This window comes from Methylophilus sp. DMC18 (genome assembly GCF_056314005.1).
The window spans coordinates 126,633-147,354 of the sequence record NZ_JBQUZE010000005.1 but is presented as its reverse complement, the minus strand read 5'-3'; the positions used below and the strand labels follow the sequence as shown (position 1 = coordinate 147,354).

Genomic DNA, 20,722 nt, shown 5'->3' with positions numbered 1-20,722 from the left:
GTCTGCGAAACCGGGTTTCCTTTTCAATCTCTCAGATGTTTTTCAATCTTGCGAGTTATTCATGCACCTATCCGACCTTAAACACCTTCCTGTGACCGAACTGGTCGAAATGGCGATCGCCAACGACATTGAAAATGCGAGCCGTATGCGCAAGCAGGATCTCATTTTTGCCATCCTTAAAAACAAGGCAAAAAAGGGCGACAGCATTTTTGGTGATGGCACGCTGGAAGTGTTGCCTGACGGATTTGGCTTTTTGCGCTCACCCGATACCTCCTACCTGGCAGGTCCCGACGACATTTACGTCTCCCCTTCACAGATTCGCCGCTTCAACCTGCACACAGGTGATAGCATTCAAGGTGAAATCCGCACGCCTAAAGAAGGCGAACGTTACTTTGCGCTGGTCAAGGTAGACAGCGTCAATGCCGAGGCGCCCGAAAATACCAAACACAAGATTCTGTTTGAGAACCTGACCCCGCTATTCCCGACCATCCCACTGACGCTGGAACGCGATATCCGCGGTGAAGAGAACATCACCAGCCGTGTGATCGACATGATTGCACCTATTGGTAAAGGTCAGCGCGCCTTACTGGTCGCCAGCCCTAAAAGCGGTAAAACGGTGATGTTGCAAAATATTGCACACGCGATTACGGCCAACCATCCTGACTGTATTCTGATTGTATTGCTGATCGACGAGCGCCCGGAAGAAGTGACCGAGATGACCCGCTCAGTGCGTGGCGAAGTGGTGGCTTCAACCTTTGACGAACCGGCCACCCGCCACGTACAAGTGGCTGAAATGGTGCTGGAAAAAGCCAAACGCCTGGTTGAGCACAAAAAAGATGTCGTCATCCTACTCGACTCCATCACGCGTTTGGCGCGTGCGTACAATACGGTGATCCCGTCTTCCGGCAAGGTCTTGACTGGTGGTGTGGACGCCAATGCCCTGCAAAAACCCAAGCGCTTCTTTGGTGCAGCACGTAACGTCGAAGAAGGCGGTTCGCTGACCATCATCGCCACGGCGCTGGTTGATACCGGCTCACGCATGGACGATGTGATCTACGAAGAATTCAAGGGCACCGGCAACATGGAAATCCATCTGGATAGACGCATGGCCGAGAAACGTACTTATCCGGCGATCAACGTCAACAAGTCCGGCACCCGCCGCGAAGAGCTGTTGCTGGATAAAGATGTATTGCAGAAAATCTGGGTATTGCGCAAATTGCTCTACCCCATGGACGACCTCGAGGCGATGGAGTTCTTGCTTGATAAAATCAAGGCCACCAAGAGCAACAACGACTTTTTTGACAGTATGCGTCGCGGCTAATGCTGCCAACGATACAAATATTTTTGAGATTGTGCTTGATAAAGCAGAAGAATTCATAGATAATCGCGCGTTTACTGCAACTGCTTAAGATTAGAGAGAAAGCATGAAAGCTGATATTCACCCAAATTACCCGGAAATCAACGTCACATGTAGCTGTGGCAACAAATTTAAAACCCGTTCTACTAACGGTAAAGACTTGAACATTGAAGTCTGTTCACAGTGCCACCCGTTCTACACTGGTAAACAGAAGATCGTGGACACCGCTGGTCGCGTTGAGAAATTCCGCCAAAAATACGGCATGTAATTTCGGCGAAGATCGTCCAGAAAGGCAGCATGGCTGCCTTTTTTGTTTTAATCTATAGGCATTAAGCTTGAGCTGAATGATCTGTTCTTGTTAAGGGCGTTTACTTCGCGATCTGTATTCCACCATGCAGTTTTACATTGACCACGACTGGCAAGAAAACATGGCTACCCCGCGCGCCAAGGTCGGTGAGCGGGCAAAAACACATTTGCTGATCCTGCTCTGTGCCATCTGGTTGTGCGTGGGCCTGATAGGGCATTCACCCTGGAAGCCGTTCGAGTCGCAGACGGCCAGTATCGTCCAAAGCCTGTTTGAACATCCGTTCCTGTCCATGCAAAGCTGGACCGAAGGCTACTGGATTGCGCCAGTATCGGCAGGCCACCCTGCCCTGGAAACCCCGCCCTTGTTTTACTGGGTCGCAACTGGTTTTGCGCATCTGCTCTCCCCATTTTTACCTATACATGATGCAGCCCGACTGAGTGTTGGTGTCTGGATGTTGCTGACACTGATCATGATGGGCTTGAGTGGGCGGGAGCTGTGGAACTTTGGTGTTGGCAGACAAACCAATTTCATTTTCATAGGTTGCCTGGGGTTGGTGGTGAGCGCACACACCATGATGCCGGCCGTGGCGGCTTTGAGTGGCATCACCATGGCGTTTTACGCCCTGGCACTCGTCATCCGCAAGCCATTACGTGCTGCAGGTTTGCTAGGAGCAGGCTTGCTGATCTCATTTCTGGCGGGTGGCGTATTGCCTGCACTCACCATTATCGGGACGACGGTTTGCCTGCTGCTATTGACTGCCATTCGTCAACATCGTGCACAATCCCAGGCCTTACTGGCAGGCGTGCTGCTTGCAGTACCTGGCATCTGGCTGTGGTGCTCGCTATGCCAGCAATGGGCTCCCGAACTTTGGCAGACCTGGTGGCAATCGCAATGGCAAGTGCAACTCCCGACAAAGCATGCTTACTTTGTCCGCACCTTGGCCTGGTATGCCTGGCCAGCACTCCCTTTTGCCATGTGGGGCGTTTGGCGCTTTCGCCAGAGCGTGCTGAGCACCTACCGCTTTCAATTGGGACTGATCTTTTTTACCGTGGCCTTTGTACTGATCGGCTTTTATAGCGACCGCAGTGAAGTGAATGCCTTGCCCTTGCTGGTCCCGCTGACCGTGCTGGCAGCTGGCAGCATAGAAACGCTCAAACGTGGCGCAGCGGGTGCCTTAAACTGGTTTGGATTGATCTTGTTTGGCCTGTTAATTGCCATTGCCTGGCTGGGTTGGTGGGCCATGCTCAATGGCACCCCCGTCAAACTGTATCAGCGTCTGAGCTACCTGTCCGGCCTGCAAATGATTCCATTCAGCCTGCTCTACGGTGCGATTGCGGTAGCCGTGACCCTGATCTGGTTGTCCATTGTCTTGCGTTCCAAACACTCCAACCGATCCAGCGCCACGAACTGGGCCATCGGCATGACCTGTGCCTGGACCGTATTCATGAGTCTCTGGCTCCCGATGATAGAAGCGGCGCGCACCTATCAGCCCCTGTTTGAAGACTTGCGCAAGCATTTGCCCACGCATTACCAATGTATTTATGCGCAAAATATAGGCAGCTCGCAAGAGGAGTTATTGCACTATCATGCCAAGATACGCCTGCAAACCCAGGCGACTGCAAAACCGGCAGACTGTGATTTGTACCTGATTGAAGACCAGCCTGGAAAACGCCACGTGTTGCCCGGGGATGAATGGCGCGTCATTTGGGAGGGGGAGCAGACCCGCCAGAATCGCGAGTCTTTCAGATTATTACAGCGACACCACAAGTAATACAGAAAACGGCGACCAGACCTTCAGGTCGCCGTTTTCACTTCAAGACAATTTTACATATTGCTGCACGGCCGCAATCACTTGCGGATGCAAGCCTTGCCCCTGATGCTGCTGCACATGGCTAACCAGGCTGTTGATCATGACCGAATTCCAGAATTTTTTCAGGTGGCTGGCAATTTCACGCTGCGCTTCCTCGGCATCAGGATTTGCCTCAAAAAAATCGCCAATCTGATTAGCCATTTTAATTAACTTTTCGACATTCATCTCTCTACACGCTTTCCAGTGACTATCCAGCTTAGCTTGTTTGGCCAAGCTCACCACTATACACAACACATTGGCCTGCTCTGGCAAAGCCAACCAGTAAAAAACCATATTCCTTGGCCAGATTGACGGCGAGGGCGGTGGGCGCAGACATGGCCACCAACACCTGACCACCGGCCATCGCCACTTTCTGTACCATTTCATAACTGGCGCGACTGGTCGTCAGCACCCAGTGATCCAGCCAGCATGCAGACCACTCGACTTGCTGGCGCAACAAGCAACCGATCAGTTTATCCAGCGCATTATGCCTGCCGACATCTTCCCGCACGCACACAATATTGCCCTGTTTGTCGGCAAGTGCTGTGGCATGCGTTGCGCCTGTCATTTGTTGCAGTGGCTGCTGTGATTGCAAGCCAGCCAGCGCGGTGGCTATCACGGACGCATCCAGTGTCGTGGGGGCGGATGCCGTCATGCCAGGATGCTTGAATACTTGTTGCAAACTTTCTGCACCGCATAAGCCACAACCCGTGCGGCCAGTCAGATTACGGCGCTGCGCCTTAAGCAAAACAAATTGTTCTGTGGCTAACTCTATGTGCAGCTCAATGCCTTGTAATTGACCATCATCATCCTCAATCGCTTTAGCCTCTACACCATAAATCTGCTTGCGCGCAGTAATAATGCCTTCGGTAAACGAAAAGCCATAGGCAAAATCTTCGAGGTCTGCCGGCGTGGCCATCATCACCACATGCGATATCCCGTTGTACACAAACGCAATCGGGACTTCTTGCGCCAAGGCGTCGGCGACCACAGTCACTTCGCCCTGACGCCAGCGCGTCACCGCCAGCGTCGTGACTGCCTGCTCAGCAGGCTGCATCGGCATTTCCTGATAGGCTGACAGGCGACATTGCGCCTCAGCCTCCTTAATGGCCTCGCTCATCAGGAAACAACCGTCTGCGGATCCATGCCGGACAACTCAATCTGGGTATCGCTGAATGAACGATACTGTTTCTGCCAATCAGACAACTGGTTCACCTTGGACACCTGTACTGCCGTGACCTTGTACTCTGGGCAATTGGTCGCCCAATCCGAATTGTCGGTAGTAATCACATTGGCACCGGACTCAGGATGGTGGAAGGTGGTATAGACCACGCCAGGTTGTACCCGCTCGGTAATCTTGGCGCGCAACACGGTCTGCCCGGCGCGGCTGGTAATCCCCACCCAATCGCCTTCAACAATCCCGCGATCCTCAGCATCGTGCGGATGAATCTCGATCACATCCTCATGATGCCAAACCACGTTTTGTGTGCGTCGAGTTTGTGCACCCACATTGTATTGCGACAGGATACGGCCAGTGGTCAGGATCAATGGGTATTTCTGGTTGACGCGCTCGGTGGTGGGCACATATTGAGTAACAAAGAACTTGCCCTTGCCACGCACAAACGCATCCACATGCATGGTCGGCGTCCCCTCTGGCGCCTCGTCGTTGCAGGGCCACTGGATACTGCCCAACTCGTCCAGTTTCTTGAAGCTGACTCCAGCAAATGTAGGGGTCAAGGCGGCGATTTCATCCATGATCTCGCTGGCATGGGCGTAATGCATGGGGTAACCCAAGGCGGTCGAGAATCTGGCAGTAATCTCCCAATCTTCCATCCCATTCTTGGGGGTCATGACTTTACGCACCGGGGAAATGCGGCGTTCGGCATTGGTAAACGTCCCGTTTTTCTCAAGGAAGGACGCCCCAGGGAAGAATACATGAGCGAATTTGGCAGTTTCGTTCAGGAACAAGTCCTGCACAATCACACACTCCATATTCTCCAGCGCATGGGTCACGTGCTGGGTGTCAGGGTCTGACTGGGCAATATCCTCACCCACACAATACACCGCTTTAAAACTGCCTTCAGCGGCCAGATCCAGCATATTGGGAATACGCAGCCCGGGGTCAGCGCTCAGTTTAACGCCCCATGCCTGCTCGAACTGCGCCCGAGTTTCATCATCAGACACATGACGGTAGCCAGGAAACTCATGCGGCATGGAGCCCATGTCACAAGAGCCTTGTACATTGTTTTGACCACGCAAGGGATTCACACCCACGCCTTCACGCCCGACATTGCCGGTTGCCATCGCCAGGTTGGCTATGCCCATCACCGCGGTCGAACCTTGACTGTGCTCGGTGACCCCTAACCCGTAGTAAATTGCCGCATTGCCGCCGGTGGCATACAAGCGCGCAGCTTCTCTCACCTCTTTGGCAGGCACGCCCAATTCTTTTTCCAGTGCTTCTGGAGAGTTTTCAGGCTTGGCGGCAAAATCACGCCAGGCCACATAAGAATCCCATTCGCAGCGCGCTTTAACAAAGTCCTCTTGCACCAACCCTTCAGCCACAATCACATGTGAAATGGCTGAAATCATGGCCACATTGGTCCCAGGCCGCAGCTTGAGATGGTAGTCGGCACGAATATGGGGAGAATTAGCAACCAGGTCGATTTCACGTGGATCGACGATAATCAACTTGGCCCCTTCACGCAGACGGCGTTTCATCATTGAGCCAAACACCGGGTGACCATCGGTAGGGTTAGCCCCCATGACGAAAATCACATCTGATTTCATCACGGAATCGAAGGTCTGTGTGCCCGCGGACTCACCCAGGGTTTGCTTGAGGCCATAGCCAGTCGGGCTGTGGCACACACGGGCACAGGTATCGACGTTATTCACGCCAAACACGGCACGGATCAGTTTTTGTGTGACATAGACTTCTTCATTGGTGCAACGACTGGAAGTAATTCCGCCTACAGCTTCTTTGCCATAGGTTTGCTGGATACGCTGAATTTCACTGGCGGCATAATTAATTGCCTCATCCCAGCTCACTTTTTGCCAGGGATCATGAATACTCTTGCGTATCATGGGCGTGGTAATGCGATCCGCATGCGTCGCATAGCCCCAGGCAAAGCGGCCTTTGACGCAGCTGTGACCATGGTTGGCGCCGCCTGCTTTGCTCGGCGTCATGCGGACAACCTGCTCACCTTTCATTTCTGCATCAAAACTGCAACCAACGCCACAATAGGCACAAGTTGTTGTCACTTTGTGCTCAGGCGTGCCTGCCTCAATCACGGTTTTTTCCATCAATGTGGCGGTCGGACAGGCTTGCACACACGCACCACAGGAGACACATTCTGACTCCAGAAAGTCTTTGTTGCCTGCAGAAACCTTGCTGTCAAAGCCGCGACCTTGAATGGTCAAGGCAAAGGTGCCCTGCGTTTCTTCACAGGCCCGCACGCAACGTGAACAGACAATACATTTGGAAGGATCAAAGGTGAAGTAGGGATTGGACTCATCTTTGGCCTGGCCCAGATGATTTTCGCCTTCGTAGCCATAGCGGACTTCACGCAAACCGACCGCACCTGCCATGTCCTGCAACTCGCAATCCCCATTGGCGCCACAGGTCAGACAATCCAGCGGATGGTCAGAAATATATAATTCCATGACGCCCCGGCGCACATCCGCCAATTTAGGGGTTTGCGTCTTCACCTTAAGCCCGGGGGCGACTGGCGTCGTGCAAGAGGCCGGATAGCCGCGACGGCCTTCGATCTCGACCAGACACAGACGGCAGGAACCAAACGGCTCCAACGAATCGGTAGCACAGAGCTTGGGCACGGTGACGCCGCCCAACTGCGCCGCATGCATGATAGAACTGCCCTCGGGCACAGTAACATCCACCCCATCGATATTGAGGGTCACCATCACTGCGCTGTCTGATTTTGGCGTACCGTAATCCTTGTCTGGGTCATACTTGAGGGATTGCGGCTGCGAAGAGGAATACTTGATATCGTCCATAATAATGTCCTTTGCTGCCTAGGCTGCAGCCTCTTTACCACTTAATCCAAAGTCTTCAGGGAAATGGTTCAATGCACTCAAGACCGGGTAAGGCGTCATCCCGCCCAAGGCGCACAGGGAACCGTTAAGCATCGTGTCAGACAAATCACGCAACAAATGCACTTGCTTGGCGCGATTGTTGCCCAGCATAATCTTGTCCATCACCTCTACGCCACGGGTAGAGCCGATCCGGCATGGCGTACATTTGCCGCAGCTTTCCTCGGCGCAAAACTCAAAGGCGTAGCGTGCCATTTTCGCCATATCGACACTGTCATCAAAAGCAACGATGCCGCCGTGACCGAGTACCGCCCAGATTTTGCCAAACTCTTCATAATCCAGTGGCGTATCAAACTGACTCTCTGGCAAATAGGCCCCCAGCGGACCGCCGACTTGCACGGCGCGAATCGGCCGCCCGGTCGCTGAACCACCACCATAGTCGTAGAGCAATTCGCGCAAGGTCGCACCAAATGCCAGCTCGACCAGGCCGGTGTGTTTTAAATTGCCCGCCAGCTGGATAGGCAGGGTGCCGCGCGAACGCCCCATGCCGTAATCCGCATAGTATTGCGCACCCTTATCCAGAATAATCGGTACGGTAGCCAGCGAAATCACGTTATTGACAATGGTCGGCTTGCCAAACAAGCCTTCAATGGCAGGCAGTGGCGGCTTGAAGCGCACCAGCCCTCGCTTGCCTTCCAGGCTTTCCAGCAAAGAAGTCTCTTCGCCACATACATAAGCGCCTGCCGCACGGCGCACCTCCAGGTGAAACGTTCGGCCTGAGCCCTGAATATTCTCGCCCAGATACCCGGCAAGATTGGCCTTGCGGATCGCCTCATTCAGTGTTTTCAAGGCATGCGGATATTCACTGCGCAAGTAGATATAGCCCTGCGTTGCGCCGACCGCAATGCCGGCGATGGTCATGCCTTCAATCAGCACAAACGGATCGTCTTCCATGATCATGCGGTCAGAATAGGTGCCAGAATCGCCCTCATCCGCATTACAGACGACGTATTTTTGTTCAGCGGGCGCATTGAGCACGGTATTCCACTTGATGCCGGTCGGAAAAGCGGCACCACCCCGGCCACGCAAGCCTGAGTCAGTCACCGCTTTGACTATGTCAGCGCCGGACATGGTCAGCGCATTTTTGAGTCCTTGATAGCCATCATGCGCGAGGTAGTCCTCAAGAGACAATGGATCAGTGATCCCCACCCGGGCAAAGGTCAGTCGTTGCTGTTTTTTGAGCCAGGCCAGCTCTTCAGTCAAGCCGAGATATAAGGGATGGGCTTTCGCCTGGTCTGCCAAGGGCTGAGTAAACCCGGCATCAAACAAGCCTGCGACATCTGCGGGCGACACCGGGCCAAAAGCGACGCGCCCTTGCGCACTCTCTACTTCTACCAGAGGTTCCAGCCAGAACAGGCCACGAGAGCCATTACGCACCAGCGTAATGTTGAGGCCACGCGCCTGGGCTTCCTGGATGATTTTTTTCGCGGTACGCTCAGCACCCAAAGACAGTGCTGTCGAGTCGATTGGGACATAGATCTTAACCATGACATACCTCGGCAATCAGTTCAGTCACTTTTTGCGTATTCATGCGGCCATAGACCTCTTCATCGAGCATAACGGCCGGGGAACAGCCGCAATTACCCAGACAATAGACCGGGAGCAAGGTCAGTGTGCCGTCAGCGGTGGTTTGATGATAATCCACGCCTAGCCTGGCTTTTAATTCGGCTTCAAGCTTCTCGGAACCCATGGCCTGGCAGGATTCCGCGCGGCAGACTTGCAACACATGCTTGCCGACCGGATGCGTACGGAAATGATGATAGAAACTCACCACGCCGTGCACCTCGGCCACCGAGAGCGCCAGGGCTTTGGCAATGTCAGGATAGACGGTTTCCGGCACATAGCCAATATCCTCCTGAATCGCATGTAGCAGAGGCATTAAGCCGCCCGGTACATGCTGGTGTGCTTGAATATGCGCTTGAATTTGCGCATGCTGTTCATGGCTTAATGTGTTATCCAAACCGACCTCACATCTTAACGAGTTACAATTCAGTTACATTCTATCACCCTGGCATCATATCCTCTATTTATGCCTTGTTAAAGCAAAAAAAGGGCATAAAATGCTGATTACTTTAAATTTTAATGATTGCAATGCATACGCCAGCCACTCTGCCCACCCAATTGATCGACCAGTTTGGCCGACAGGTGGACTACATACGCCTGTCGATTACTGACCGCTGCGATTTCCGCTGCCAATACTGCATGGCAGAGGACATGACGTTTCTACCCCGTCACGAGGTCATGTCACTTGAAGAGTGTGCACGCTTGGTTAAATTGTTTGTCCGTATGGGCGTGCGTAAAGTTCGCATCACCGGCGGCGAACCGCTGGTGCGCAAAAATGCACTGTGGCTGTTTGAGGAAATTGGACATTTGCCCGGTCTGGAGGAGTGTGTCATTACCACCAATGGCAGCCAACTGGATAAATACGCGCAGGCATTGAAGGCGGCAGGCGTCAAACGCATCAATATTTCTATCGACAGCTTGCAGGCTGACCGCTTCAAGGCGATCACCCGGGTAGGTGAGTTATCCAAAGTGCTGGGCGGTCTTGAAGCAGCCATCGCCGCCGGTTTTGAAAACATAAAGCTCAATTCGGTATTGATGCGCGGCATCAATGACGATGAAGCCGAAGCCCTGGTGCACTTCGCCATTCAAAAACGCATAGATATCAGCTTTATTGAAGAGATGCCCTTGGGCGAAGTGGCGCACGACCGTGAACAGAGCTGCGTCAGCAATAAAGACACCCTGGCATTACTTAAAAGTAAGTTCCCATTGACGCCAAGTACCCATCAAACAGGTGGCCCCGCGCGCTACTGGCAGGTCAATGGCCAAGCGACCAGAATCGGCTTTATTTCACCGCATAGCCACAATTTTTGTGAAAATTGCAACCGGGTACGCATTACCTGCCAGGGAGAATTATTTTTATGTCTGGGCCAGGACCATCAGGTGAATTTATTGCCGCTGTTGCGTACGCATCCCAACGATGACCAGCCCCTGATAGAAGCGATTTTGCACGGCATGCACATCAAACCCAAAGGCCATGACTTTGATTTACAGCGTGCAGGACCCGCTGTGATCCGCTTTATGTCGCACACAGGTGGTTAATGCAAATTACCGCAGTGATTCTTGCCGGGGGGCGTGGCTTGCGCATGGGGGGCGTGGACAAAGGCCTGGTGGATTACCAGGGCAAACCTCTGGTCGCGCATGTGCTGGAGCGCATCCAGCCGCAAGTGAATCATGTCATCATCAATGCCAACCGCCATCTGGACGAGTACCAGCGTTTTGGCATCCCTGTGGTCGCCGATGCCAATGACCAATTTGACGGGCCTTTGGCTGGCATGCAAGCAGGGATGCATCATGCCAGCACCGAGTGGATTGTGAGTGTCCCTTGCGATTCGCCGCTGCTGCCGCTGGATCTGGTCAGCCGCCTCAAGACTGCCCTGGAACAAACACAACACCTGCACAAGCACGCCAATGGGCTGGCCATTGCACGCAGCCAGAGTGGAACACACCCCGTTTTCTGCCTGATGCCACGCGCCCTGCGCGAGGATTTGGATCATTTTCTCGAGCAAGGCCAGCGCAAAGTGAGCGCATGGCAAGCGCAACATCCACATGTATTCGTGAGCTTTGAAGATGAGCAAGCGTTTACTAACATTAATGAACGGCCATCATCATCGCTATGAACCAGACACCAGATTTATTACGTCAATTGGCCCACGACCCGGCGGGCGCAGAGGATTATGACCCAAATGCCATGTCGGTATCGCAAGCGCGACAATACATTCAACAATTCCTGACGCCTGTGCAACAGACCGAACGCCTTTCGATTAAACAAGCCTTGGGACGGGTGCTCGCCAGCCCTATCGCCTCTACACTCAATGTGCCAGGTCACAACAATTCAGCCATGGATGGCTTTGCTTTTAGGCTCGCTGAAGCCTCGCAGCCATTGCGTATCGTCGGCACGGCTTTTGCCGGCAAGCCTTTTAACGGCACGATTCCTGAGGGTGGCTGTATCAAAATCATGACCGGGGCAGTGATTCCGGCAGACGCTGACACCGTCGTGATGCAAGAGCATGCAACAGTGACCGGCGAGCATGTCAGCATCCAAAAACTGCCTGGCAAAGGCGCCAATATTCGTCTAATGGGTGAAGACATCGCTATCGGACAAACCGTCCTTGCTACTGGCCACACGTTGCAACCGGCAGACATGGGCTTGCTCGCCTCGCTGGGTGTCGCAGAGATTGAGGTTTACCGGCGTCTTAAAGTGGCCTTTTTTACGACGGGCGATGAACTGGTGAGCGTAGGCCAGCCCTTACAAGCCGGACAAATTTACGACAGTAACCGCTATAGCCTGTGGGGCATGTTGCAAGCCCTGGGCACAGAGGTCGAGGACCTGGGCAATGTTGCCGACAATCCCCAAGCCTTGGAGCACACTCTATTGCAAGCCGCCGCCCGCTTTGATGTGGTTATCACCAGTGGCGGTGTGTCCGTGGGGGAAGCGGACTTCATGAAACAACTGCTCGCCACCCATGGTCAGGTGCTGTTCTGGAAAATCAACATGAAGCCAGGGCGACCGCTGGCTTATGGCAAGCTGGGACAAGCGCATTATTTTGGCTTGCCCGGCAATCCGGTCGCCACGATGGTTACGTTTTACCAGTTTGTGCAAACGGCGTTAAAAACCTTGATGGGAAGCCATGAGTGCGCACAACCTTCCTTCAAGGTCGCGTGCGTGAGCCCGATTAAAAAGGCTGCAGGTCGTACCGAGTTTCAGCGCGGCATCCTGTTTAAGGACGGTGCAGACTGGAAGGTAAAAACCACAGGCGAGCAGGGCTCCGGTATTTTAAGTAGCATGAGTCAGGCCAATTGCTTTATCTTGCTCGATGAAGCCTCAGGGCCGCTACCCGCAGGCAGTTGGGTTGAAGTGCAACCTTTCACCGGCATTTTCTAAGGCATCCTTGTATCTGCAAGCTGGCAAGAAGATTCAAAAATAGCTTATAGTGTCGGCTTGCGTTGGGGGTCATCAAAAGGGATATTGGCGTGCAAGCCGTTTTAAAAGAAACAAAACAATTCAGTCATTTATTAGAGTGGTGCCTGATTGCCTCACTCCTGATACATGCCTTGATCATGTTTACCCTACCCAAACCTGATTACGACCTGCCGCCCCCAAACAAGCAAGAAATACGGATTGAGCTGGTCAAACCAGAACCACCCGCTGTCACGCCCGCGCCACCTGCACCAGCAGAACCTGAAGTGGTTAAACCCACCCCTCCCAAACCGCAGCCACAGCCTCCAAAGCTAGAACCCAAGCCCGTAGAGCAAAAACCTGTGACGCCGCAAAAACCGTCGCCTATGCCAGAGCAAGCGGTAGAAACGCCCCGCCCCGTAGTGGAATCACCAGCCCCAGCCGTGATTGCCGCCAAGCCCAGCGTCAGTGAAACCAAGTCTGAAGTCGTGGTGCCGCCCCCCGCGCCCCCTGCGCCACCAGAACCAGTCAAAGCCACTGGGCCCAGCGAAGGGGATATTGACGCCGCGCGTAATGCGTTTAGAACTGCGGCGCATAGGGAGCTGAAGAAAAACCAGCGCTACCCGCGGATTGCGCAAGACAGAGGCATAGAGGGCGATGTCAAATTAAGCATCAGCATTGACGATCATGGCAATATCACCAATATCGAAGTCGTCGAGTCCAGCGGCAACAAAGCCATTGATGACGCAGCCTTGGCGGCAGCGCAAAAATCGCAGCTGAAACCCCATTTTCATGAAATACTACGTGGCAGAATCAATAACATTATTGTCACGGTCAGCTTCAAACTGTCCAGTTAGGTGCACATGCTGTTCAAGCGCAAGCAGACAAGCTCCTCTCCCCATTGGCAACATGACAAGCCGCTGCGCTTATTATTGCTGTTTCATGACATCTATTTTATTGCACTGATCGTCCTCGCCGTCGCCAGTGGCGCTTACGGCATCTATTTGTGGGACAAAGCCTCCAAACAATCCCAACGCATCAATGTTGTGATCCAGGAAATCTACCTGGTACGTGGCGACCTTTACCGGCAAATGAAAGAGTTGTTTGATGCATTTTTTTTGCAGGAGACGAATGCGCTCAATGAATACAACCAATACACCACGTCGATTCTGATCCATATGGAGCGCCTGCAGTCGATCGCGCTGGACCAGGAAGAACGTGATGCCTTGATGGAGATTGAGCACAAATACCGCAACCTGGTGAATGAAGCGCCTGCGCTGTTCTATCGTTACCAGAACAATCCCGACCGTAATGCCCAGAAGTCGATTTATCAGGATATTGAAACCGGCATCTTCAAGCATTATGAAGAGGTGTCCAAGCGCGCAGAACGCCTGCTCATGATCAAGCAAGGTGAGATCAAGCACAGGTTGGATGAAGCCAGAAGTAACTCCATTGCCGTTTTGTCTTTGCCGCTGTTACTGGCTTGCGTGCTGATTGTCTATTCCAGACGCATTCTCAAAGAGTCTATCGTGCGCCCGATAAATGACATTATGCAAGCCACCAATGCCATCAGTGGCGGCAGCCTCACCCATCAGGTGCCAGAAGCTGGCGCCGAGGAGCTGGCGATGCTGTCACGCGAAATCAATAAAATGGCCGAAGACCTGGCCGCCAGCCGCGATGCCCTGGTCAAGAGCGAGAAACAGGCGGCACTTGGCCTGTTGGTGCCTATGCTGGCGCATAACATCCGCAATCCCCTGGCGAGTATCCGCGCTACTGCGCAGGTCATCGATGACCCGCAGCTGGACAAGGACACCATGGAGTCGATTCAAGGCATTATCCATACCGTAGACCGGCTTGAGCGCTGGACCGGCAGCCTGTTGTCTTATCTGCATCCGATCAAGCCTATGCTCAATCAGCTGCGGCTATCCAATATCGTTCAAGGTGCGGTCACTACCTTGCATCCCAAACTGAATGAAAAGCAGATCAGGCTGCAAGAAAACAGTGACACGGTGCAACAATTGATTTTGACCGACGAGCATTTACTGGAACAAATGCTATACAACCTGCTTCTAAACGCGACAGAGGCTTCTCCCAAAGGCGCCGAGATTCAGCTGCAATGTGCGCTACATGATCACTTGCTAACCCTGGTGATTATCGACCAGGGGCCAGGCATGCCGTTCAAGCCTGATCCGCACGCACTGACACCAGGCCCTACCACCAAACGGTTCGGCACGGGTCTCGGCATTCCTTTTGCATTTAAAGTTTGCGAAGAGCTCGGCGGGAGCATGTCTTTTGAAAGTGGCGCAGGCACAGGTACCCGCATTACTATCTTATTACCGCAATAATCATCCACCTCTCGTGAGATGCTTGATCGCAGGCGGTGAATATGCGATTTGTGCTTGCTTAATTTTGTATTTTTATCAACAATGTGATTAAGTGATAGCGATGTCAACTATGTTAAATTCACCTGTTCCAGAACTCAGCTTACCAGCGACCTCCAGCCTGCAATTCAATAGCAAAGACTATTTGGGCAAGTTCCTCGTCCTATATTTCTACCCCAAGGATTCCACCCCAGGCTGTACCACGCAAGGGATGCAGTTCCGTGACATGCATGCCGCATTTCTCGAAGCCAATGCCATCATTTTTGGCATTTCGCGTGATACGCTCAAATCGCACGAAAACTTCAAGGCCAAATACAGCTTTCCCTTTGAATTGATCTCGGACAGCGATGAGATCGCTTGCCAGGCGTTTAATGTGATCAAAATGAAAAACATGTATGGCAAACAGGTTCGCGGCATTGAGCGCAGTACGTTTCTGATCAACCCACAAGGCATCATTGTGCGCGAATGGCGCGGTGTCAAAGTCGATGGTCATGCCGCTGAGGTATTAGCCAGCATACAGTCTTCCCACTCATAAAAGTGATTTTCTATGGCCCGTGCTCCACAAACCAAGCTTTTTGTCCTCGATACCAACGTTTTGATGCACGACCCTTCGTCGCTATTCAGGTTTGAAGAGCACGACGTCTACCTTCCCATGGTCACCCTGGAAGAGCTGGACAACAATAAAAAAGGCTTGACCGAAGTTGCACGTAACGCACGCCAGGCCAGCCGTTTTCTTGAAGAAATCATGGGGGGCAATGAAACAAGCAATCTTGAGGAAGGCTGTCCGCTTGCCATTCAAGGCAACCGTCATTTAACGGGCAAGCTATTTTTCCAGACCGAACATGTGCCGACGGATTTACCAGGCCTTGCTGGCAGCAAGGCCGACAACCAGATCATCAGCGTGGTGCTGGCGCTCAAAAAACAACACACCAAACGCAATGTCATCCTGGTCAGCAAGGATATCAACATCCGTATCAAAGCCCGTGCCATGGGCGTGGCGGCTGAAGATTACTTTAATGACAAGGTACTGGAAGACAGCGACATGCTGTATACCGGCCTGCGCGAACTGCCTGAAAACTTTTGGGACTTGCACAGCAAGGACATGCATTCATGGCAAGAATCTGGCCGCATGTACTACAAAGTCAGCGGGCCTATCGTCAAGTCACTGCTAGTAAATGAATTCGTGTTTTATGAATTCAACAAACCGTTTCATGCTATTGTGCGCAAGATTGAAGACAATACCGCCATTCTTGAAGTGGTGCAGGACCACATGAACCCCAAACACAATGTGTGGGGCATCACTGCGCGCAATCGTGAGCAGAACTTTGCGCTCAACCTGCTGATGGATCCCAACATTGATTTTGTCACGCTGCTGGGGCAGGCCGGGACGGGTAAAACCTTGCTCACCCTCGCCGCAGCCCTGACGCAAACCCTGGATAAAAAACGTTATTCTGAAATTATCATGACCCGTGTGACGGTACCGGTTGGCGAAGATATCGGCTTTTTACCTGGCACGGAAGAGGAAAAAATGGCGCCATGGATGGGTGCCCTTGAGGACAACCTCGATGTGCTCAACAAAACCGATGAAGATGTGGGTGAGTGGGGCCGTGCAGCCACCCAAGACCTGATCCGCACCCGGATTAAAATCAAATCGCTGAACTTTATGCGTGGCCGTACCTTTCTCAACAAGTTTCTGATCATAGACGAAGCACAAAATCTCACCCCCAAACAAATGAAAACGCTGATTACGCGGGCAGGACCGGGCACCAAAGTGGTCTGTCTGGGCAATATTGCCCAGATTGATACCCCCTACCTGACGGAGGGTAGCTCGGGATTGACCTATGTGGTTGACCGCTTCAAGAACTGGGCGCATAACGGGCATATCACCCTGGTACGTGGTGAGCGCTCACGTCTGGCAGACTTTGCGGCAGAGGTCTTGTAGACAGTCGTCTGCTCGCTTCTTATGGTCAAAGGCTTCTATACCTTACTGATTGCCCAGTTTTTGTCGGCAATCGCAGATAATGCACTGCTATTTGCTGCGATTGCCCTGCTTGCAAAGCTCAACGCACCCAGCTGGCACGAACCACTTCTACGCGAATTTTTCGTGATTTCCTATATCGTGCTCGCGCCTTTTGTCGGCCCCTTTGCCGATGCGCTGCCCAAAGGCCGGGTCATGTTTTTAAGCAATGGATTGAAGTTTATCGGTTGCCTGATGGCACTGGCGGGCGTGCCGCCCCTGTATGCGTACGCTGTGGTGGGGATAGGTGCTGCCGCTTACTCGCCGGCGAAATATGGCATTTTGACTGAAATGCTGCCATCGCATTTGTTAATCAAGGCCAACGCATGGATGGAAGGCACTACAGTCACCGCCATTATTCTGGGGCCGGTCTTGGGTTCTACGTTATCTGCCAACAATCCATACATGGGCATAGCCTGCATCATGTGCCTATATTTGCTGGCCGCAGCGTTCAACTACTACATTCCCAAAGTACCGATTGACCACAAAGTAGCGCAAAAAACGCTCTGGTTTTTGCTCAAAGATTTTTGGCATGCCTTTATGACGCTGTGGAAAGATCCGCAAGGCCAGGTCTCGCTGGCCGTCACCACTTTGTTCTGGGGCGCCGGGGCCACCTTGCAATTCGTGGTATTACAGTGGGCAGATGTCAGATTGGGCTTCTCTCAGCAACAAGCGACTTATTTGATCGCCATCCTTGCCGTTGGCATCGCCATCGGCTCAATCATCGCTTCCAAGTATGTCGAGCTGGAGAATGCCGTGAAAGTGTTACCGGCAGGCATTTACATGGGGATTCTGGTGATGAGCATGATGGTGATCCACAGCCCCATTCTGGCAGGGATCCTGCTATTTGTGATTGGTGTGCTTTCAGGCTATTTTCTGGTGCCGCTCAACTCCTTATTACAACACAGGGGCCATCATTTACTCGGCGCCGGGCACTCGATTGCCGTACAGAATTTTAACGAGAATATAGGCATCTTGCTGCTGTTGGGCGCTTACACCTGGATGGTAGGCGCCAAGCTAGAGATTAATACCATTGTGGCCATCTTCGGGGTATTTATTATCTTCAGCATGTCATTGATCACACTGGTTTATCGCAAACATATCCGGCGATAAGCGCAACGCAGCTTTGATACAATCAACAAAAAAGGGCGCCTGAGCGCCCTTTTTGCTGTCTAGCAATCAATGCAATTTGACATGTGGCTCCGTACGTCTTGAGATAATACGACCGATGGTATGAACAATCACCGCCAGCACACCGTGCAATGCCATCAAGTGCATCTTGTACAAGGAACGGTACATCACGCGTGCGAATAAGCCCTGAATGTACATGCTGCCCCCCGCCACGGCACCCATCAAGCTGCCCACGGTAGAGTATTTGCCCAAATTGACCAGTGAGCCGTAATCGGTATAGTGGAACTCTGGCAGCGATTCTTTACCAGCCACACGCGCCTTCACCGTCTTGATCAGCAGCGAAGCCTGCTGGTGTGCCGCTTGCGCACGTGGAGGTACCGTCGCGTCATGCCCCAGCCATGGACAGGCTGCACAATCACCAAACGCAAAAATATTCGTATCACGAGTGGTCTGCAAATGCTGATTCACAACCAACTGATTAATACGATTGGTTTCCAGCCCATCGATATCCTTGAGGAAATCCGGGGCTTTGATGCCAGCCGCCCACACCACCAACTCCGCAGGAATCGTACGGCCGCTGTGCGTCGTGATGCCTTTGGGAGACACCTCAGTCACACGCTCTCCAGTAAACACATTCACCCGCAGTTTACGCAATTCAACATCGACCGCATAAGAAAGCTTGGGTGGTAATGCTGGCAAAATACGGTCACTTGCTTCAATCAGAGAAATCTTGACGTCACGATCGGCATCAATTTTATCCAGACCATAGGCGGCGAGCTCACGCGTAGTATTGTGCAGTTCAGCCGCCAACTCGACACCCGTCGCCCCAGCGCCCACAATCGCCACTTCAAGCTGACCGGGTTTTAATGGTTCAGGCTGTGTTTGTGCACGCAATAATGCGTTGTGCAGATAGCGATGGAATTTTTGCGCCTGCGCCTGGGTATCCAAGGCAAGTGAATACTCACGTGCCCCTTTAATGCCAAAATCATTGGTAGTACTACCCACCGCGATAATCAGGGTATCGTATTTGAATGAACGGCGCGCAATAATTTCATTCCCATCTTCGTCATGTACCGGCGACAAAAACACTTCACGTGTTGCACGATTCAGACCATCCATCCGGCCCAGCCTGAACTTGAAGTGATGCCAATGTGCCTGTGCCAGATACTCCAGCTCATGGCGATCCGGATCCATACTACCCGCTGCAATTTCGTGCAACAGCGGCTTCCAGACATGGGTTCGCGTTGCATCAATCAACGTGATCCTTGCTTTTTTCTTTTTGCCCAAGGAGTCACCCAACTTGGTCGCCAATTCAAGGCCACCTGCACCACCACCTACAATAATGACATGGTGTAAATCATTTTCGTCAGTCACGCTCACATTAATCCTTCAATAAAAAAGCGCGCCTGCCGTACTGCCAAGCGCGCACAACACCTCAAATAACACGACTATTCGTTACCAGTAATTTTGGCATGACTACGAATAAAAGCGATGATTTTCAATACATCGTCAGGCTTCAAACCATCATCTGGCGCCATCAAGCCAAAACCTTTTGCACCCATGCCACCATTGGTGCCATGCCAGATCGTTTCAAACATGCCTTTATTGGTTGCATTCTTCGCATAACGGAAATTCTCGCCAATCAAGCCAGGCCCGACAGCGCCTTCACCATGACCACCATGACAAGCAACGCAAGAGAACAGGTTAAACTTTTTCTTGCCTTCTTTAATCGCCTCTTCGTTACCAATATAAGGGTTTTTACCCGTCGCCAAAAATTCTTTCGCAGCAGGTGTATCAAACATTTTATGGTCAATTTCCATAGGTTGACCATCTTGGGTGGTGACAAATTGTATCGCCTTGATATCGCCACCTTCTGCTGAAGCGCCAGCAGATTGCCCACCGTTGTTACATGCCGCCAACATTGCTGCCAGCAATGTCGTCAATAATAAACTTCTCATCGTTACCCCCAGGTTTTATATAGTGTTATTCCTTAAAATCCTGCCATGTCTATTATTATTTTAGCTTCACACAGCACGCTTTAATTGTGCCATAAAAACAAAAAACGGTCACCTAAGTGACCGTTTTTATTCGTAACGAGTTATTCGTTACCTGTCATGCCTACGTTGCTATTACTACGCACAAAGGCAATCACTTTCAATACTTCATCTGGTTTCAAACCATCATCTGGCGCCATCAGGCCAAAACCTTTAGCACCCATACCACCGTTGGTACCGTGCCAGATGGTTTCGAACATGCCTTTGTTCGTTGCGTTTTTAGCGTAACGGAAGTTAGCACCGATCAAGCCTGGGCCAACAGCGCCTTCACCTTTACCACCGTGACAGGCAACACATGAGTACATGTTGAAAATCTTTTTACCTTTTTTGATAGCGTCTTCGTTACCGATGTATGGGTTTTTACCAGTAGCCAAAAATTCTTTGGCAGCATCTGTATCGAACAAAGCTTTGTCAATGTTCAAGGTGGAACCGTCTTGAGTTGCTGAAAAAGTGATATCAGCCATTGCGCCTGTGGCAAATGCCATCAAGGAAATCAACAATGCTGATTTAAGTGTGTTGCCTAACATGTTTTCTCCTAATCCTAAACAAAATGAGCGGC

The 20,722-nt window shown here is 52.1% G+C and carries 19 protein-coding genes; 11 read left to right on the top strand and 8 right to left on the bottom strand.

Annotation, left to right across the window (positions count from 1 at the left end):
- The first annotated feature begins 61 nt into the window (after positions 1 to 61).
- The 3 genes from rho (at position 62) to ACT53G_RS12395 (ending at position 3,435) form a co-directional block, all read left to right on the top strand.
- Positions 62 to 1,321 (top strand): transcription termination factor Rho, encoded by a 1,260-nt coding sequence (gene rho / locus ACT53G_RS12405; RefSeq protein ID WP_194749173.1) that lies wholly within the window; start codon positions 62 to 64, stop codon positions 1,319 to 1,321.
- Positions 1,322 to 1,424: 103 nt separating this feature from the next.
- Positions 1,425 to 1,625 carry a 50S ribosomal protein L31 gene (gene rpmE / locus ACT53G_RS12400; protein WP_018987393.1) on the top strand — a complete coding sequence of 67 codons (201 nt, stop codon included), beginning with the start codon at positions 1,425 to 1,427 and terminating at the stop codon, positions 1,623 to 1,625.
- A gap of 124 nt (positions 1,626 to 1,749) precedes the next feature.
- Complete coding sequence (locus tag ACT53G_RS12395; RefSeq protein WP_476169561.1) at positions 1,750 to 3,435, top strand: ArnT family glycosyltransferase; 1,686 nt, start codon at positions 1,750 to 1,752, stop codon at positions 3,433 to 3,435.
- 42 nt (positions 3,436 to 3,477) lie between these two features.
- Here ACT53G_RS12395 and ACT53G_RS12390 read toward each other — a convergent pair whose 3' ends face one another.
- The 5 genes from ACT53G_RS12390 to ACT53G_RS12370 are packed head-to-tail and all read right to left on the bottom strand — an operon-like array spanning position 3,478 to position 9,580.
- The gene (locus tag ACT53G_RS12390; protein WP_275356542.1) at positions 3,478 to 3,675 is read right to left on the bottom strand and encodes a formate dehydrogenase subunit delta; all 198 of its coding nucleotides are present in this window, start codon (positions 3,673 to 3,675) and stop codon (positions 3,478 to 3,480) included.
- 55 nt (positions 3,676 to 3,730) lie between these two features.
- Positions 3,731 to 4,633 (bottom strand): formate dehydrogenase accessory sulfurtransferase FdhD, encoded by a 903-nt coding sequence (gene fdhD / locus ACT53G_RS12385; protein WP_379073423.1) that lies wholly within the window; start codon positions 4,631 to 4,633, stop codon positions 3,731 to 3,733.
- On the bottom strand, positions 4,633 to 7,524 hold the full coding sequence (fdhF, locus tag ACT53G_RS12380) for a formate dehydrogenase subunit alpha (protein ID WP_476169560.1): 2,892 nt from the start codon (positions 7,522 to 7,524) through the stop codon (positions 4,633 to 4,635). The genes fdhD and fdhF overlap by 1 nt, the downstream gene beginning before the upstream one ends.
- A gap of 18 nt (positions 7,525 to 7,542) precedes the next feature.
- On the bottom strand, positions 7,543 to 9,108 hold the full coding sequence (locus tag ACT53G_RS12375; RefSeq protein ID WP_476169559.1) for a formate dehydrogenase beta subunit: 1,566 nt from the start codon (positions 9,106 to 9,108) through the stop codon (positions 7,543 to 7,545).
- The gene (locus ACT53G_RS12370) at positions 9,101 to 9,580 is read right to left on the bottom strand and encodes a formate dehydrogenase subunit gamma (protein WP_476169558.1); all 480 of its coding nucleotides are present in this window, start codon (positions 9,578 to 9,580) and stop codon (positions 9,101 to 9,103) included. Before ACT53G_RS12370 ends, ACT53G_RS12375 begins: the two co-directional genes overlap by 8 nt.
- A 131-nt stretch (positions 9,581 to 9,711) precedes the next feature.
- Here ACT53G_RS12370 and moaA point away from each other — a divergent pair, with 131 nt between their 5' ends.
- The 8 genes from moaA (at position 9,712) to lplT (ending at position 18,091) form a co-directional block, all read left to right on the top strand.
- Positions 9,712 to 10,722, top strand: a complete 1,011-nt coding sequence (gene moaA / locus ACT53G_RS12365) for a GTP 3',8-cyclase MoaA (protein WP_476169557.1) — start codon at positions 9,712 to 9,714, stop codon at positions 10,720 to 10,722.
- Complete coding sequence (gene mobA / locus ACT53G_RS12360; RefSeq protein ID WP_476169556.1) at positions 10,722 to 11,300, top strand: molybdenum cofactor guanylyltransferase MobA; 579 nt, start codon at positions 10,722 to 10,724, stop codon at positions 11,298 to 11,300. The genes moaA and mobA overlap by 1 nt, the downstream gene beginning before the upstream one ends.
- Positions 11,297 to 12,565, top strand: a complete 1,269-nt coding sequence (gene moeA / locus ACT53G_RS12355) for a molybdopterin molybdotransferase MoeA (RefSeq protein ID WP_476169555.1) — start codon at positions 11,297 to 11,299, stop codon at positions 12,563 to 12,565. Before mobA ends, moeA begins: the two co-directional genes overlap by 4 nt.
- 89 nt (positions 12,566 to 12,654) lie before the next feature.
- A complete protein-coding gene (locus ACT53G_RS12350; protein ID WP_476169554.1) occupies positions 12,655 to 13,437 on the top strand; it encodes a TonB family protein in 783 nt (260 codons plus the stop codon).
- A gap of 6 nt (positions 13,438 to 13,443) precedes the next feature.
- Entirely contained in the window at positions 13,444 to 14,925 is a 1,482-nt protein-coding gene (locus ACT53G_RS12345; RefSeq protein WP_194749164.1) for a sensor histidine kinase, read from the top strand.
- A gap of 109 nt (positions 14,926 to 15,034) precedes the next feature.
- The gene (locus ACT53G_RS12340) at positions 15,035 to 15,496 is read left to right on the top strand and encodes a peroxiredoxin (protein ID WP_194749399.1); all 462 of its coding nucleotides are present in this window, start codon (positions 15,035 to 15,037) and stop codon (positions 15,494 to 15,496) included.
- Positions 15,497 to 15,508: 12 nt separating this feature from the next.
- Positions 15,509 to 16,903, top strand: a complete 1,395-nt coding sequence (locus ACT53G_RS12335) for a PhoH family protein (protein WP_194749163.1) — start codon at positions 15,509 to 15,511, stop codon at positions 16,901 to 16,903.
- Between the two features lie 21 nt (positions 16,904 to 16,924).
- Positions 16,925 to 18,091, top strand: coding sequence for a lysophospholipid transporter LplT (gene lplT, locus ACT53G_RS12330; protein WP_476169553.1), 1,167 nt, complete (start codon positions 16,925 to 16,927; stop codon positions 18,089 to 18,091).
- Positions 18,092 to 18,157: 66 nt separating this feature from the next.
- On the opposite strand, the gene ACT53G_RS12325 is transcribed toward lplT, so the two are convergent.
- From ACT53G_RS12325 to ACT53G_RS12315, 3 genes are all read right to left on the bottom strand, one after another.
- A complete protein-coding gene (locus ACT53G_RS12325) occupies positions 18,158 to 19,483 on the bottom strand; it encodes an NAD(P)/FAD-dependent oxidoreductase (RefSeq protein WP_194749161.1) in 1,326 nt (441 codons plus the stop codon).
- A 74-nt stretch (positions 19,484 to 19,557) separates the two neighbouring features.
- On the bottom strand, positions 19,558 to 20,067 hold the full coding sequence (locus ACT53G_RS12320; protein WP_228518896.1) for a c-type cytochrome: 510 nt from the start codon (positions 20,065 to 20,067) through the stop codon (positions 19,558 to 19,560).
- Between the two features lie 140 nt (positions 20,068 to 20,207).
- A complete protein-coding gene (locus tag ACT53G_RS12315) occupies positions 20,208 to 20,690 on the bottom strand; it encodes a c-type cytochrome (protein ID WP_194749160.1) in 483 nt (160 codons plus the stop codon).
- Positions 20,691 to 20,722 lie beyond the last annotated feature (32 nt).